The 15,719-nt window shown below is 71.9% G+C and carries 12 protein-coding genes; 6 read left to right on the top strand and 6 right to left on the bottom strand.

The window, feature by feature from the left end:
• Positions 1–25: 25 nt before the first annotated feature.
• The 3 genes from ACIBP6_RS01340 to ACIBP6_RS01350 all read left to right on the top strand — a co-directional run bounded on the left by ACIBP6_RS01340 (position 26) and on the right by ACIBP6_RS01350 (position 7,057).
• Positions 26–3,877 (top strand): AAA family ATPase, encoded by a 3,852-nt coding sequence (locus ACIBP6_RS01340; protein ID WP_397047611.1) that lies wholly within the window; start codon positions 26–28, stop codon positions 3,875–3,877.
• A gap of 53 nt (positions 3,878–3,930) precedes the next feature.
• A complete protein-coding gene (gene ftsY / locus ACIBP6_RS01345) occupies positions 3,931–5,109 on the top strand; it encodes a signal recognition particle-docking protein FtsY (protein ID WP_397047613.1) in 1,179 nt (392 codons plus the stop codon).
• 271 nt (positions 5,110–5,380) lie between these two features.
• Complete coding sequence (locus ACIBP6_RS01350; protein ID WP_397047615.1) at positions 5,381–7,057, top strand: tetratricopeptide repeat protein; 1,677 nt, start codon at positions 5,381–5,383, stop codon at positions 7,055–7,057.
• Positions 7,058–7,070: 13 nt separating this feature from the next.
• Here the strand turns inward: ACIBP6_RS01350 and ACIBP6_RS01355 are convergent, their stop codons facing one another.
• The 3 genes from ACIBP6_RS01355 to ACIBP6_RS01365 are packed head-to-tail and all read right to left on the bottom strand — an operon-like array spanning position 7,071 to position 9,942.
• Positions 7,071–7,862, bottom strand: a complete 792-nt coding sequence (locus ACIBP6_RS01355; protein ID WP_397047617.1) for an ABC transporter ATP-binding protein — start codon at positions 7,860–7,862, stop codon at positions 7,071–7,073.
• On the bottom strand, positions 7,859–8,911 hold the full coding sequence (locus ACIBP6_RS01360) for a FecCD family ABC transporter permease (protein ID WP_397047619.1): 1,053 nt from the start codon (positions 8,909–8,911) through the stop codon (positions 7,859–7,861). The genes ACIBP6_RS01355 and ACIBP6_RS01360 overlap by 4 nt, the downstream gene beginning before the upstream one ends.
• The gene (locus ACIBP6_RS01365; protein WP_397047621.1) at positions 8,908–9,942 is read right to left on the bottom strand and encodes a FecCD family ABC transporter permease; all 1,035 of its coding nucleotides are present in this window, start codon (positions 9,940–9,942) and stop codon (positions 8,908–8,910) included. The genes ACIBP6_RS01360 and ACIBP6_RS01365 overlap by 4 nt, the downstream gene beginning before the upstream one ends.
• Positions 9,943–10,040: 98 nt before the next feature.
• On the opposite strand from ACIBP6_RS01365, the gene ACIBP6_RS01370 reads away from it, so the two are divergent.
• A complete protein-coding gene (locus ACIBP6_RS01370; RefSeq protein ID WP_397047623.1) occupies positions 10,041–11,018 on the top strand; it encodes an ABC transporter substrate-binding protein in 978 nt (325 codons plus the stop codon).
• A 32-nt stretch (positions 11,019–11,050) separates the two neighbouring features.
• On the opposite strand, the gene ACIBP6_RS01375 is transcribed toward ACIBP6_RS01370, so the two are convergent.
• Together ACIBP6_RS01375 and ACIBP6_RS01380 are read right to left on the bottom strand one after the other, a co-directional pair.
• Entirely contained in the window at positions 11,051–11,875 is an 825-nt protein-coding gene (locus ACIBP6_RS01375; protein ID WP_397047625.1) for an aldo/keto reductase, read from the bottom strand.
• Between the two features lie 31 nt (positions 11,876–11,906).
• Entirely contained in the window at positions 11,907–13,103 is a 1,197-nt protein-coding gene (locus ACIBP6_RS01380; protein WP_397047627.1) for an MFS transporter, read from the bottom strand.
• Between the two features lie 140 nt (positions 13,104–13,243).
• On the opposite strand from ACIBP6_RS01380, the gene ACIBP6_RS01385 reads away from it, so the two are divergent.
• Together ACIBP6_RS01385 and ACIBP6_RS01390 are read left to right on the top strand one after the other, a co-directional pair.
• Entirely contained in the window at positions 13,244–13,708 is a 465-nt protein-coding gene (locus tag ACIBP6_RS01385) for a MarR family winged helix-turn-helix transcriptional regulator (protein WP_397047629.1), read from the top strand.
• A 478-nt stretch (positions 13,709–14,186) separates the two neighbouring features.
• Complete coding sequence (locus tag ACIBP6_RS01390) at positions 14,187–14,771, top strand: sigma-70 family RNA polymerase sigma factor (RefSeq protein ID WP_397047631.1); 585 nt, start codon at positions 14,187–14,189, stop codon at positions 14,769–14,771.
• Between the two features lie 3 nt (positions 14,772–14,774).
• Here the strand turns inward: ACIBP6_RS01390 and ACIBP6_RS01395 are convergent, their stop codons facing one another.
• Entirely contained in the window at positions 14,775–15,713 is a 939-nt protein-coding gene (locus ACIBP6_RS01395) for an anti-sigma factor RsbA family regulatory protein (RefSeq protein WP_397047632.1), read from the bottom strand.
• Positions 15,714–15,719: the final 6 nt, after the last annotated feature.

Raw genomic sequence — 15,719 nt, forward strand, 5'->3', positions numbered from 1 at the left:
CCGTACAGGGAGAGGGGGACGTGCTTTGTATTTGAAGACCCTGACCCTGCGCGGCTTCAAGTCCTTCGCCTCCGCGACCGCCCTGCGGTTCGAGCCGGGCATCACCTGTGTCGTCGGGCCCAACGGCTCCGGCAAGTCCAACGTCGTCGACGCCCTCGCCTGGGTGATGGGCGAGCACAGCGCCAAGTCGCTGCGCGGCGGCAAGATGGAAGACGTGATCTTCGCCGGCACCTCGTCCCGGCCGCCACTCGGCCGCGCCGAGGTGACGCTGACCATCGACAACTCCGACGGCGCGCTGCCGATCGACTACACCGAGGTCACGATCAGCCGGCTGATGTTCCGGTCGGGGCAGAGCGAATACGCGATCAACGGCGACACCTGCCGCCTGCTCGACATCCAGGAGCTGCTGTCCGACTCCGGCATCGGCCGTGAGATGCACGTCATCGTCGGACAGGGCCAGCTCGACGCGGTGCTGCACGCGGGGCCGGAGGACCGCCGGGCGTTCATCGAAGAGGCCGCGGGCGTCCTGAAGCATCGCAAGCGCAAGGAGAAGGCGCTGCGCAAGCTCGACGCGATGCAGGCCAACCTCACCCGTGTGCAGGACCTCGCCACCGAGCTGCGGCGCCAGCTCAAGCCGCTGGGCCGCCAGGCCGAGATCGCCCGCAAGGCCGCTGTCATCCAGGCCGACCTGCGCGACGCCCGGCTGCGGCTGCTCGCCGACGACGTGTGCGTGCTGCGCGTGACGCTGGAGCGCGAGGCGGCCGACGAGGCCGCGATCACGCAGCGACGCCGACAGGTCGAGGCCGAGCTCGCCGAGGGGCAGCAGCGGGAGGCCGCGCTGGAGGCCGCCGAGGCCGAGGCCCAGCCGCGGCTCGCGGCGGCGCAGGAGACGTACTTCCGGCTGTCGTCGCTGCGTGAGCGCATCAGCGGCCTGGAGCAGCTCGCCGCCGAACGCCACCGGCACGCCCTCGACGCCGCCGCCATCGAGCGCCGCGGCCGCGACCCGGAGGAGCTCGAACGCGAGGCCGCCGAGGTGCGCGAGCGGGAGCTGATCCTCAGGGCGGAGCTGGACCACGCGCGGGAGCTGCTGGAGGAGGCCGTTCAGGCGCGGGCCGAGGCCGAGGCCGAGCTGAGCGTCGAGGAGCAGCGGCTCGCCATGGCCGCGCGGGCCGCCGCCGACCGCCGCGAGGGGCTGGCCAAACTGCGCGGGCAGGTCGATTCCGTACGCAGCCGGGCCAGGGCCGCAGAGGAGGAGATCGGACGCCTCCGGCAGGCCGTGGCCGACGCGGCCGAGCGGGAGCGGCGGGCCGCGGAGGACCTGGAGGCCCAGCGGCTGGAGTCGCCGGCCGTCGATCCTGAGCTGGCCGAGGAGCTGGCCGCGGCGCAGGCCACGGTGGAGGAGGCCAAGGCGGCGGCCGACGAGGCGCGCGCGGGGCTGGAGGAGGCGACGTCGGCTCTCGACGCGCCGCGTGCGGCCCTGCGGGAGGCCAAGGCGGGGGTGAGCACCGCGCGGGCCGCCGACCAGGAGGCCCAGCGGGCGGTGGCAGCGCTCGCCGCTCGCCGCGACGCCCTGGAGCTGGGGCTGGCCAAGGGCGACGGCGGGGCCGCGCTGCTGGAGGCCGGCCTGGCCGGGGTGCTGGGGCCGCTGGCGGCCTCGATGCAGGTGACGCCGGGGGCCGAGCCGGCCGTCGCGGCGGTTCTCGGCCCGGTCGCGGAGGCGATCACCGTCCAGACCCTCGACACGGCCGTGGAGGCCCTCGACCTGCTGCGCACGCGCAGCCTGGGCCAGGCGACGCTCCTCGTCGCGCTCAACGGCGGCGCGAAGTCAGACGGCGCCGCGTTGGATGGCGCCGCGTTGGATGGCGCCGCGTTGGACGGCGCCAAGTCGGATGCGGGCGAGACGGACGCGGGCGAGATGGACTCGCAGGGTGCGGCGGTCCTGGGTGACGGTGCCGCAGGGGACCCCGCTCCGGGCGGGGCCGCCGGACGTCTCAGCGGGAGCATGCGTCGGCCGGCGCCCGAGGGCAGCCGGTGGGTGGCCGAGCTGGTCAGCGTGCCCGAGCATCTGCGGGCCGCTCTCGATCATGTGCTCGCCGGCGTGGCGGTCGTGGACGAGCTCGATGCCGCCAGGAAGCTGGTCGAGCGTCACCCCGAGCTGCGGGCCGTCACCAAGGCGGGTGATCTGGTCGGAGATCGGCTGGCCAGCGGCGGGTCGGAGAGCGGGACCTCCGTGCTGCAGGTGCGGGCCGCGCTCGACGAGGCCGTCAGAGACCTGGAGGAGGCCGAGGCCAGGGCCGAGGAGACCGCGCTGGCGCTCGACGAGGCCGTCGCCGGCGAGCAGGCCGCTCAGAGCGCGCTGGAGGCCGCCCAGGCCCGCGTGAGTGAGGCCCAGCACGCCGTCACCACCGCCCAGGCCGGTGTGAGCGGCGCGCAGGGCGCCCTCGACCAGGTACGCGGCCGCCAGCGCGAGGCCGACCAGCGCACCGCCGCCGCGGCCAAGCGGCTGGCCCAGCTGGAGGCGGCCGCGAACGCCGCCCGCGACGAGGCCGAGCGCCTGACCGCGAGCGTGGCCAGGGCGGAGGCGGCCCGCGCCGAAGGGCTGGAGGAGCTGGCCGAGCTGGAGGTCCGGCTGGCCGAGGCCGAATACGCCCAGGAGCTGGAGTCCGAGCCCACCACCGACCTGCGCGACGAGCTGGCGAGCGGCTGCGAGTCCGCCCGCCAGCGCGAGATGGACACCCGCCTGCAGGTCCGTACCGCCGAGGAGCGGGTCAAGGGCATCGAGGGCCGCGCCGACGGGCTGCTGCGCGCCGCGCGCCGCGAACGTGAGGAACGCGCCCAGGCGGCCGCCCAGCGCGACCGGCGCAGGCGTCAGGCCGCGCTGGCCGAGGCCGTCAGCAAGGGCGCCAAGCGGGTGCTCGCGGCGCTGGCCGAGTCCGTCCAGCTGGCCTCCAGGGAGCGTGACGAGGCCGACCTCGCCCGGGTGGCCGTCGACGCCGAGCTCAAGCAGATACGCCTCCGCGTCCGCGAACTCGGCCAGGAGCTGGACAAACTGGTCAACCGCGTGCACGGCAACGAGGTGGCCCGCACGGAGCAACGGCTGCGGCTGGAGCAGATGGAGCAGCGGGCGCTGGAGGAGTTCGGCGTCGAGGTCGAGTCCCTGATCTCCGAGTACGGCCCCGACGCGCCGGTCCCCGGCGACCCGCCGGTGCCGTACGTACGGGAGGAGCAGGAGAAGCGGGCCAGGATCGCCGAGAAGCAGATGAACCAGCTCGGCAAGGTCAATCCGCTCGCGCTGGAGGAGTTCGCGGCGCTGGAGGAGCGGCACGCGTTCCTCAACTCCCAGCTGGAAGACCTGAGGAAGACGCGGCGCGACCTGCTGACCGTGGTCAAGGAGGTCGACGAGCGGGTGGAGCGGATGTTCGCCTCGGCGTACGAGGACGTCGCCAGGGAGTTCGAGCAGATCTTCGGCCGGGTCTTCCCGGGCGGCGACGGCCGGCTGGTGCTGACCGATCCGTCCGACATGCTGACGACCGGCATCGAGGTCGAGGCGCGGCCGCCGGGCAAGAAGGTCAAGCGCCTGTCGCTGCTGTCGGGCGGTGAGCGGTCGCTGACGGCGGTGGCGTTCCTGATCTCGATCTTCAAGGCGCGGCCGTCGCCGTTCTACGTGATGGACGAGGTCGAGGCCGCGCTCGACGACACCAACACGCAGCGGTTGCTGACGCTCTTCGAGGAGTTGCGGCAGAGCTCGCAGCTCATCGTGATCACCCACAACAAGCGCACGATGGAGATCGCCGACGCGCTCTACGGCGTGTCGATGCGCGGTGACGGTGTGACGCAGGTGGTCAGCCAGCGGCTCAGGGAACGCGAATCGGCCTGATCGGTGTGGCCTTGGGCCTGACCACGCCGGATGATCTGGAAAACTGACGTGTTGTGGAAGGTTACCTCGCCGTCATCGTGATCGTGGCCGTCGTCGCCCTGCTGGCGGCCGGCGGCCTCTTCCTGCTTTTCCGGCCGGGCCGTAAAGCGCCCCCACCGGTCCTGCCGCCCGAGGCCCCGACGCTTCCCGAGGAGGAGGAGAAGCGGCCCGCCGCGGCGGGTGAGGAGGCCGAAGGCGCGACGACCACGCTTCCGCCGCCGGTCAAGCCGGCCGAGCCGGTCGTGGCGCCGCCCGAGATCGAGGTGCCGCCGCCGTCGGCGGGCCGGATGGTGCGGCTGCGCTCGCGCCTGGCCCGCTCGCAGAACGCGCTCGGGCGCGGGCTGCTGGAGCTGCTCTCGCGTGACCGGCTCGACGACGACGTCTGGGACGAGATCGAGGAGAGCCTGATCACCGCCGACGTGGGCGTCGCGCCCACGCAGGCCATCGTCGAGGAGCTGCGCACCCGGGTGAAGGTGCTCGGCAGCCGCTCCCACGACGAGGTTCGCGGGCTGCTGCGCGAGCAGCTGCTCGCCCAGATCAACCCCGGCCTCGACCGCACACTCAAGGTGGCGGCGCCGGGCGAGCGCCCGGCGGTCGTCCTGGTCGTGGGCGTCAACGGCACCGGCAAGACCACCACCACCGGCAAGCTCGCCCGTTCGCTCATCGGCGACGGCAAGAAGGTCGTGCTCGGCGCGGCCGACACCTTCCGCGCCGCGGCGGCCGACCAGCTTCAGACCTGGGGCGAGCGGGTCGGCGCCGACACCGTGCGCGGCCCCGAGGGCGGTGACCCGGCCTCCGTGGCGTTCGACGCGGTGGCCCGGGGCATCGAGGAGAAGGTCGACGTCGTCATCGTCGACACCGCCGGCCGCCTGCACACCAAGACCGGCCTGATGGACGAGCTGGGCAAGGTCAAGCGGGTCATCGAGAAGAAGGCCACCGTCGACGAGGTGCTGCTCGTCCTCGACGCGACCACCGGCCAGAACGGCATGCGCCAGGCCCAGGTTTTCGGCGAGGCGGTCAACATCACCGGCATCGCGCTGACCAAGCTCGACGGCACCGCCAAGGGCGGCATCGTGATCTCCGTGCAGCGGGAGCTCGGGGTTCCGGTGAAGCTCGTGGGGCTGGGTGAAGGGCCCGACGACCTGGCACCGTTCGATCCGGAGGTCTTCGTCGACGCCATTTTGGGCGATTAGGTTACGGTCACGCCCATAATTCACGCGGGAGTAGCCCTTACCAGATAAATGTTGATCTGCGGCTTTTGTCTGTGGTCACATATATCGTCATCAATGATCGTTCGATCCCGCATGAACGCGAGAGGGCGCACATGAAGAAGATCGTTGTTCACCGGCCCGGAACCGTGAAGCCCACCGCCGCGGCCGCGCCGCGGCACTGCGGCTGATCCACTGAAGGCCGGCGCCCACTGCGCGGGCGCCGGCCGCCCGGGACCACGGGAAAGGCTTTCACGTGGACACGATCTTCCTTGACGCGGACCGCCGGATCGGCGGCCCTTACACACTGGGCGCGGGGCTGCTCGCGCATCTCGTCCCGCCGGCGCTTGAGCGCTGGCCCGACCTGGTCACCGCACACGACATCGAGATCCGCGCCGCGGCACCCGGCCTGCACGACGCCGTGCCGGCCCGCCGCCGCTCACTGGCCGACTCCCTGCCCAGGGAGCAGCGCGTGCTCGTGCCGGGCGCGCGCCGCACCCTCAGGCTGGCCAACGGCATCGCGGAGTTCGTCCGAGACCATCTGAGCCGTACGGGGCCGCTCACCGTCACCGTGACCGGCCTCGGCGAGGCCGACCAGACCGACGCCGAGCTGGTGACCGTGCTGCGGCGCCGGATCGACCCCGGCCTGCTGATCATCGAGGAGGGGCCCTCGGCTCCCGGCGGGGGCCCCTTCCAGACCGACTTCGACCGATACCGTGACGAGGGCTTCCACCACGCGCTGACCGAGGCGGGGCTGGAGGCGCTGCGCGGCAGGGCGTACGAGGACGACGCCGAGGGGTGGCAGCGGCTCCTGCTGCGGGTCGCCGCGTCCCTGGAGGCCATCGAGCGCGAGGAGGAGGCCCGGGAGCTCTACGACCGGGCCCGGCGCAGGAGCACGCATCCGCGCTATCGCGCCACCGCCGCGTACGCCACCGCCATGATCCTCGTACGCCACCACGACCACGCGCGGCGCGACCCCGAGGAGGCGCTGGCCTGGATCAACGAGGCCATCACCATCACGTCGCTGATGCCCGACCGCCGGGAGCGGGCCTTCCACCTCGGGTTCGACCTCAACGGCAAGGCGTTGGTCGAGGTGCGCAGGGGCCGCCCGGAGGCCGCCATGGAGCTGGTGCGGCAGGCCATCGAGCTGGCCGAGACCGACCTGGCCGGCGAACACCCGATCCACCGGCTCGTCCTGTACGCCAACCGGGGGCAGCTGCTCGCCATGTCGGGGCGGAAGCAGGAGGCACTGGCCGACTACACGCGGGCCATCGAGACCGACCCCGGCTACCCCGACTACTACCTCGACCGCGGCAACCTGCTGCAGGAGCTGGGGCGGACGGAGGAGGCGCTGGCCGACTACGAGGCGGTCATGCGGCTCAGCCCGCCGTTCCCCGAGGCGTACTACAACCGCTCCGAGATCCGTTACGCCGCGGGCGACCTGGAGGGGGCCCGCGCCGACCTCGACTACACGCTGGAGCTCGACCCCGAGTTCGCGCGCGCCTACGTGAACAGATCCGGGCTGCGCGTGGCCGCCGGCGACCACGCGGCCGCCCGGCGGGACGTCGAGCGGGGGCTCGCGCTGACGCCCGCCGACCCCCATCTGCTGTGCGTGCTCGGGCAGGTCGAGCTGGCCGGACACCGCCACGCCGAGGCGCTGGCCGCCTTCGACCGGGCGCTGGAGCTGCACCCCGACCTGGCGGCGGCCTGGGCGGGGCGGGGCGAGCTGGCGTACGAGCGGGGCGACCACGAGGGGTCGCTGGCCGCCTTCGACCGGGCGCTGAAGCTGGAGGAGACGCCGGAGCTGCTGTTCAACCGCTCGATGGTCCACCGGGCCGCCGGGCGGGCGGCCGAGGCCCGCCGTGACCTGCTGCGGGCCGCGGAGCTGGCCCCCGGCGATCCCGACGTCGCGGCGGCGCTGTCGGCGCTCTGAGCCTTACGGCGGGTCAGCCCCGTGCCGACAGAGGGGCGATCGGGATGACCAGGGGCGTGCCGGCCACCGGGTCGGCGATGACCTTGGCGTCCAGCTCGAAGACCTCCCGCAACAGGTCCTCGGTCAGCACCTCGTGCGGGGTGCCGGAGGAGACGACCTTGCCGGCGCGCATGGCGACCAGCCGGTCGGCGTAGCGGGCGGCCAGGTTGAGGTCGTGCAGGACCATGACGACCGTGCGCCCGGCCTCCTGGTGCAGGTGGCGTACGAGCTCAAGCACCTCCACCTGGTGCGCCAGGTCGAGGAACGTCGTCGGCTCGTCGAGCAGCAGCAGGTCGGTGCCCTGGGCCAGGGCCATGGAGATCCACGCCCGCTGCCGCTGCCCGCCCGACAGCTCGTCGAGGGGCCGCTCGGCGAGGTCGGCGAGGCCGGTCATGTCGAGCGCCGCGGCGACCGCGCCCTCGTCGTCGGAGGACCACTGGCGGTACCACGTCTGGTGCGGGTGCCGGCCCCGCGCCACCAGGTCGGCCACGGTCAGCCCCTCGGGCGCCGTGGGCGCCTGCGGCAGCATGCCGAGGACCTTGGCCACCTCGCGGGTGGGGGTCTTGTCGATGCGCTTGCCGTCCAGCAGCACCTCGCCGCCCTGCGGTTTGAGCAGCCGGCCGAGGGCGCGCAGCAAAGTGGACTTGCCGCAGCCGTTCGGGCCGATGATCGTGGTCACGGTGCCCGCCTCGATGCCGAGGTCGAGGCCGTCCACGATGAGGCGGTCGCCATACCCCAGCTTGACGCCGGCGGCCTGCAGTCTCACTTTCGCGACCTCCAGATGAGGTGGATCAGGTACGGAGCGCCCAGTACGGCCGTGACGATACCGACGGGCAGCTCGATCGGCGAGAACGCGGTCCGCGCGATCAGGTCGGCGCCCGTGGTGAGCACGGCGCCGATGACCGCCGAGCACAGCAGCGGGGGTTGTCCGGAGCGCGCGAGGCGCAGCGCGATCTGCGGTGCGGCCAGGGCCACGAACGCGATCGGCCCCGCCGACGCGGTGGCCACGGCGGCCAGCAGCACGGCCGCGAGGATCATCAGGGCGCGGGCCAGGTTCATCCGCACGCCGAGCGCGGTGACCGTGTCGTCGCCGAAGCGCAGGGCGTCGAGCGAACGTGTGCCGAGCAGGGTCACCGGCACCAGCACGGCCAGGGCCAGCGCCGTGGGTGTGACGTGCTCCCAGCCGCGGCCGTTCAGCGAGCCGCTGATCCAGACCATGGCGCGGCCGGTGTCGTTCACGTCGCCGATCGTCAGGAGCCAGAACTTGACGTTCGTGAACACCGCGGCCACGCCGATGCCGACCAGGACCAGGCGGTAGCCGTCGAGGCCGCGTCGCCAGGCCAGGCCGTAGACGACCGCGGCGCCGAGCAGGCCGCCGAGCAGGGCCAGCGCCGGGATGCCGAGCGTGGCCAGCAAGCCGCTGACGCCGCTGTTCACGCTGCCGCTGGCCACGACACCGGCCACCACGGCGACCGAGGCGCCGGTGGTGACGCCGAGGATCTCGGGGCTGGCCAGCGGATTGCGCGCGATCGACTGGATGATCGCGCCCGACAGCGCGAGTGCCGCGCCGACCAGGGCGCCGGTGAGCGCGCGCGGCAGGCGCAGCTCCATGATGACGAAGTGGGCCGCGCTGTTGACGTCGAACGTGCCGGCGACGACCTCGGCCAGCGACATGTCGATGTCGCCGATGCGCATGCTCAGGGCCATCAGCAGGGCGAGCAGCACGAGGCCGGTCAGGGCGACCGTGACGCTGCGCAGCCGTATCTGCCAGGACATGCGGCCGACGCGCAGAGAGCGGGTGGTGAGCGTGGTCACAGGCGCACCGGCTTCCTGCGGCGTACCAGGAAGACGAAGAACGGGGCGCCGATCAGCGCGAGCACCACGCCGACCTCCAGCTCGCCCGGCGGGGCCACCACGCGGCCGATCACGTCGGCGAACAGCAGCAGCGCCGCGCCGATCAGCCCCGAGTACGGCAGCAGCCACCGGTGGTCGGTGCCCGACAGCGGTCGGGCGAGGTGGGGCACGATGAGCCCGACGAAGGCGAGCGAGCCGCAGGCGGCGACGGCCGCGCCCGACAGCAGGGTGACGGCGGCGACGCCGATGGTGCGGGTCAGGGCGATGTTCTGGCCGAGGCTGCGGGCGACGTCCTCGCCGAGCGACAGCGCGTTCAGGCCGGGGGCGTTGATCATCGCCAGCACGAGCCCCGCCAGGATGAACGGCAGCACCTGCCAGACCACGTCGGCGCCCCTGGCGGAGATCGAGCCGGCCTGCCAGAAGCGGAAGACGTCCATCGCCTGCTCGTCCAGGAGGACGACGGCCGAGGTCAGGGCGGCCAGGAAGGCGCTCACGGCGGTGCCGGCCAGGGCCAGCGTGACCGGCGTCGGGCCGCCTCTGCCGCCGACCATGCCGAGCGCGAACACGGCCACGCTCGCCACCAGCGCTCCCGCCAGGCCGAACCAGATGTAGACGAGCAGGCTGTCGACGCCGAGCAGGATGATCGAGGCCACCATCGCGAACGCGGCCCCCTGCGTGACGCCGAGCAGGCCGGGGTCGGCGAGCGGGTTGCGGGTGTGGCCCTGCATGAGCGCGCCCGACACGCCGAGCGCGAGACCGGCGAGCACGCCTAAGACGGTCCTCGGGACGCGCAGCGAGCGGATCACGAGGTCGTTCTCGGTGCCGGTCGCTGCCGTCAGCGCGTGCCAGGCGTCGGAGACCGGTACGGACTTGGAGCCGATCGTGATGCTCAGCACCACGGTCACGGCCAGCGCGCCGAGCAGGGCAACGAGCACGGTGAGCCGACGATGGCGGATGCCATGAAGCCGCGGGGCGACGGCCGTAGCGCTCACCCGTGTCCACCTCCCCATTTGCCCGATCTCGCTGAGTATGCCAGCTTAGGCAGGGCTAACCTAATTTAGGGTTGCCTTACTTCTGCGAAAGGCATCTGATGAGACCGTTGCGGGTGCTGGCCGGCGCTCTCCTCCTGGTGGGGCTCGCCGCCTGCGGCTCCACGCCGGACCCGGCGGAGACCCCGCCGTCCTCGAGCGCGGCCCCGTTCAGGACCGTCGAGCACGCCATGGGCAAGACGGTCATCCCGGCGCAGCCCAAGCGGGTGGTGGCTCTCGACCAGAGCTTCGTGGACGCGGTGCTGACCCTGGAGACCCCGGTGGTGGGCTACACGACGTACCGCTCGATCGAGACCGAGCTGCCCGGCTACCTCGGCGCGGTCGCCGAGGCGTACGGCAAGGACGCGACCCCGGTCGGCACGCTGGAGGAACCGAGCCTGGAGAAGATCATCTCGCTCAAGCCCGACCTCATCGTCTCGGCGAAGGTACGGCACGAGGCGCTCTACGACCAGCTCTCCAAGATCGCGCCGACCGTGTTCAGCGAGACCACCGGGGCCATCTGGAAGGACAACCTCCGCCTCATGGGCCAGGCCCTCGGCAAGGAGCAGCTCGCGGACACCCGGATCAAGGAGTTCGAGCAGCGCGCCGCCGCGATCGGCGCCTCCATCAAGGAGAAGGAGGGCGAGCTGCCGACGATCTCGATCGTCCGCTTCGCGGGCGAGCCGACCGTCCGGCTGTACGTGGAGAACTCCTACTCCGGCGTCGTCATGAAGGACGTCGGCTTCCCGCGCCCCGAGGATCAGCCCACCGCGGACGACGCGATCGCGGTGGACGTGAGCCAGGAGCGCATCGGCGAGCTGGACGCCGACCACATCTTCGTCGCGAGCTACCCGGACCCGGCGACCGACGAGCCCAAGGAGAAGTTCGTCGGCAACCCGTTGTGGGGCAAGCTCAAGGGCGACAAGCACGAGGTCAGCGACCTGACGTGGATGAGCGCGGTGGGCATCCAGGGCGCCCACGCCATCCTCGACGACCTGGCCGAGCTCTTCGCGGTGGACCCCGCCAAGCCGGTCTCCTGACGGGTCCCGTCCCGCCCGGGGCGGGACGGGCGTCAGTTCGTGGTGTCGGGGTCCGGGCCGGTGCGCAGGCCGCGGTCGAGGGCGGCGACGGCGGCCATCTCGTCGTCCGACAGGGTGAAGTCGAAGACGTCGATGTTCTCCCGGATGCGGGCAGGAGTGACCGACTTCGGGATCACGATGTTGCCCAGCTGCACGTGCCACCGCAGGAGAACCTGGGCGGACGACCTGCCGTGCCGCCGGGCGATGGACACGATCGCGTCCTCGCGCAGGACCGCGCCTTGGGCCAGGGGGCTCCACGCCTCGGTGGCGATGCCGAGCTCCGCGTGCAGTGCGCGTAGCTCGGCCTGCTGCAGGGCGGGGTGCAGCTCGATCTGGTTGACGGCGGGGACGAGCGAGCCGTGGTCCAGCAGGCGGCGCAGGTGCGGGGGCTGGAAGTTGGAGACCCCGGCGGCGCGGACGCGGCCGTCGGCGACCAGTCGCTCGATGGCCCTCCAGGTGTCCAGGTAGCGGTCACGGCCCGGGGCCGGCCAGTGGATCAGATACAGGTCGACGTGGTCGAGGCCCAGCTTGGCCGAGGAGGCGTCGAAGGCCCTGAGGGTGGAGTCGTAGCCCTGGTCGGCGTTCCACACCTTGGTGGTGACGAACAGCTCGTCGCGGGGGAGACCGGCGTCGGCCAGTGCCCTGCCGACGCCCGCCTCGTTGCCGTAGATCGCCGCGGTGTCGATGGAGCGGTAGCCGGCGCGCAGGGCGGCGGTCACGGCCGCGGTGGTCTCCTGGTCGGGGACCTGGAAGACGCCGAAGCCGAGCTGCGGGATCTCCACGCCGTTGTTGAGGGTGACCGTGGGGACGGACGTCATGGTGCGTTCCTTTCCGAGGTGTGCGGCGCGGTCAGTGTTCGAGGGCGGGTCGCCCTGCGTCGGTCACGACCTTGCCCGAGGTGCGGGTGCGGCGGTCGAGGTGGGTGGCGAGGAAGGACAGCAGCAGGGCGGTGCCGGCGAGCAGCGCACCGATCCAGTTCGGGGCGGTGTAGCCGAGTCCGGCGGAGATGACGAGCCCGCCGAGCCAGGCCGCGAGCGCGTTGCCGAGGTTGAAGGCCCCGATGTTGGCCGCCGAGGCCAGGGTGGGAGCGGCGGAGGCCTGGTCGAGGATCCATTTCTGCAGCGGCGGGACGGTGGCGAACCCCAGGGCGCCGATCAGCGTGAGCGTGACGGCGGCCAGGACCTTGTGGTGGGCGGTCGCGGTGAACAGCAGCAACGTCAGCGACAGCGTGCCCAGCGCGGTGAACAACATCGGCATCAGGGCCCGGTCGGCGAACCTGCCGCCGAGGAGATTGCCGAGGAACATGCCGATGCCGAACAACACCAGCAGCCAGGTGACCGCGGCCTCGGCGTAGCCGGTCACCTCGGTCATCATCGGCGTGATGTAGGTGATCGCGGCGAAGACCCCGCCGTAGCCGAGCACGGTCATCGCCATGGCCAGCCACACCTGGGCGTTGCGGAACGCCGCGAGCTCGGTGCGCACGTCGGCGGCCTGCGGCTTGCCCACCTCGGGGACCAGCCTGGCCACGCCGAGCAGGCCGACGATGCCGAGCGCGGCCACGGCGGCGAAGGTGGTCCGCCAGCCGGCGGCCTGCCCGAGGTAGGTGCCGCCGGGGACGCCGACGATGTTCGCCACCGTCAGTCCGGTGAACATCAGCGAGATGGCGGAGGCCCTCCTGTGCGGGGCGACCAGGCCGGCGGCGACGACGGAGCCGATCCCGAAGAACGCGCCGTGCGCGAGGGAGGCGACGACCCGGCCGATCAGCATCACCCCGAATACGGGAGCCACGGCCGAAAGCGCGTTGCCTGCCACGAACAGCGCCATCAGGAACATCAGCATCTTTTTCCTGGACACCTTGGTGCCGAGCACCGTCAGCAGCGGTGCCCCGAGGACCACCCCGAGCGCGTAACCGGTGACCAGCCAGCCGGCGGTGGGGATGGAGACGCCGAAGTCGGCGGCGACCTGGGGCAGCACCCCCATGATCACGAACTCGGTGGTGCCGATCCCGAAGGCCCCGATGGCCAGGGCGAGCAGGGCGAGAGGCATGGAAAAGCCGTCCAAGTGGTTGCGTCAGGAGATTGCAAGCGGAAACAATAGTTGCATACGCTGGCTATTGCAAGCGCCCACTAATTCCCGCGAAGTCTGCCATCGTGTGCAAGGATTGATGGAGACTGAAGGAGGCCGTCGTGACCGCGACCGATCCCTCGCTCACCGCCCTGGCGGAGGGCTGGTGCGCTCTCTCGCTGCTCCACGGCAGGATCGAGTCGCATCTCGAACGCGCCCTGCAGAGCCGGCACGGCCTGAGCGCGCGCGAGTACTCACTGCTCGACGTCCTCAGCCGGCAGCGCGACGGCGAGGGCGGGCACCTGCAGATGAAGCAGGTCGCCGACGCGGTGGTGCTCAGCCAGAGCGCCACCACGCGCCTGGTGACCCGCCTGGAGAACCGCGGTCTGCTGTCACGCTATCTGTGCCCCACCGACCGGCGCGGCATCTACACCGACGTCACCGACGCCGGGCTCACCCTCCTGCGTCAGGCCCGCCCCACCCACGACGCCGCCCTGCGCGAAGCCTTGGGTGAGGCCGTCCAGGACCCTCAGCTCGAGCCCCTGGTGCGAGCCCTCGAATCAGTCCCGAGTCCGTCCGCCGGCTGACCCCGCCGCGCAGGCCCATGGGGAATAGATGGGGGTTGGTTGGTGTTGTGGTGAACCGACCGTGGGTAACAGCGCGTCTACCAGGGTGAGGTTTACTCCCCAGTGCCTGGGCAGGCGAAAAGACGTGCGGATGAGTGTCACACCAGCGGTCGGCGGCGGGTTCGCCCGCTCGCGGGACCGGCACCGGCCGATGGCGTGCGGCCCGTGCCGCGCCGGTCCACGAAGTTCGTCCATATACGCTATCCGATGTGACTCTAGCCACTATTCATGCAAATTTGGGTGGGTAGTGTTATGATAGCGAGACTTGTCCGGCCGTGGACGTGACGACGCACGCCGCGAGCACTTGGACCGAAACCCCTTCTGATTGGTGCGGAACCGCTCTAACGCGCCCCTTACTGAGGGCTTGCGATGATGGGACCGCTATCAGGCGGCTTGTGCCGATACGGGGGAGAGCGCAAGGGGGAATGAATTGATCTCGATGACCGATGAGCAGCGTCAGGACTGGTTCGAGCGCGATGTCGTGCCCGTGACGTCGCAGCTGTTCGCTTCCGCCATGCGCCTGACCCGTAACGCCGCCGACGCGGAGGACCTGGTGCAGGAGACCGTGGCCAAGGCGTACACGTCGTACCACCAGTTCCGCGAGGGCACCAACCTCAAGGCGTGGCTGCATCGCATCCTGACCAACAACTTCATCAACGACTACCGCAAGAAGCAGCGTTCGCCGAAGCTGTCGGCCGCCGAGGACATCGAGGACTGGCAGCTGCACGCCGCCGAGTCGCACACCTCGACCGGCCTGCGGTCGGCCGAGACCGAGGCGCTCGACCGGCTGCCCGACACCGTCGTGATGGACGCCCTGCGCTCCCTTCCCGAGGACTTCCGCGTGGCGGTCTACCTGGCCGACGTGGAGGGGTTCGCGTACAAGGAGATCGCCGAGCGCATGGGCACCCCGATCGGGACCGTCATGTCGCGACTCCACCGTGGCCGCCGTCAGCTGCGCGGCATGCTGGAGGAGTACGCCCGTGAGGAAGGCGCCGTACGCCTTCCCGCCCAGAACGCCGCGTAGACCCTACGACCCCAGAGACAGATGGAGGCGGACGCGTAACGCGCCGCCTCCGGAGCGCAACTCCACCAGGTCGCACAGCTGTCTGCTGATCCAGAGCCCGTATCCCCGAGGGGATGCGGGCTCTGGTGGTATGCAGCCGGCCAAGGGATCGTCGAGCGCGCCGCCGGGCTCGGTGACCTCGCACACCAGCTCGCCGCCGGCGCGCCACATGGTGATCACGCCGTGGCCGGCGCCGTGCTCGATGCTGTTGGCGGCGATCTCCGAGACGCTGATCACCAGGGAGGTGACCCGGTCGGGGTCCATGCCCACGGCCCTGGCGTAGGCGGCGACGGCCTGGCGCGCCCGCCTCAGCCCGTGACCGCCGAAGCCGATGGTCACGGCGTCGCCGGGCGGGCGGGGGAGCGGGGCGCGGTCGTGGGGCAGGACCAGCTCGTACGGCTCGACGTAGCGGGCGCTGGGGACCTCGCCGTCCGGGCCGAGCAGCACCGGGTGGTTGACCTGGCAGGAGTCGGCGACGTCGCGGGGGACGGCGCGGAGGTCGTACAGGCACAGCAGCGTCGCCGTGGCCGGGCGGAGGGCGGCGTTGAGCACGGACTCGCAGCGGATGAGCTCCCCGGTCTCGCGCTCGGTCCTGCCCTGCCGGCCGGGCTCGCCGACGACGAACGTGCGGCGGCCGCGGGTGTAGTCATGGCAGGCGGCCAGCATGCGGAACGGGTGGGCGTACCAGGAGGCGGGGCGGCGGGTCTCGACCCGATCGGCGTCGGGCCCCAGGGCCTCGGCCAGCAGGTGGAGCCTCGTCGTGATCAGCAGCACACGGCGGCCCTCGCCCAGCGCGGCCCGTACGCGCGGCACGACGAGGCCGAGTAAGGACGCGTCGGAGTCGTACGGCACCGCGACGTGCTGGAAGGACTCACCGTCTGCACGTGCCCGGTCGGGGCGCACGGGCGA

It is taken from the genome of Nonomuraea terrae, assembly GCF_044465245.1.
GTDB lineage: Bacteria > Actinomycetota > Actinomycetes > Streptosporangiales > Streptosporangiaceae > Nonomuraea > Nonomuraea terrae.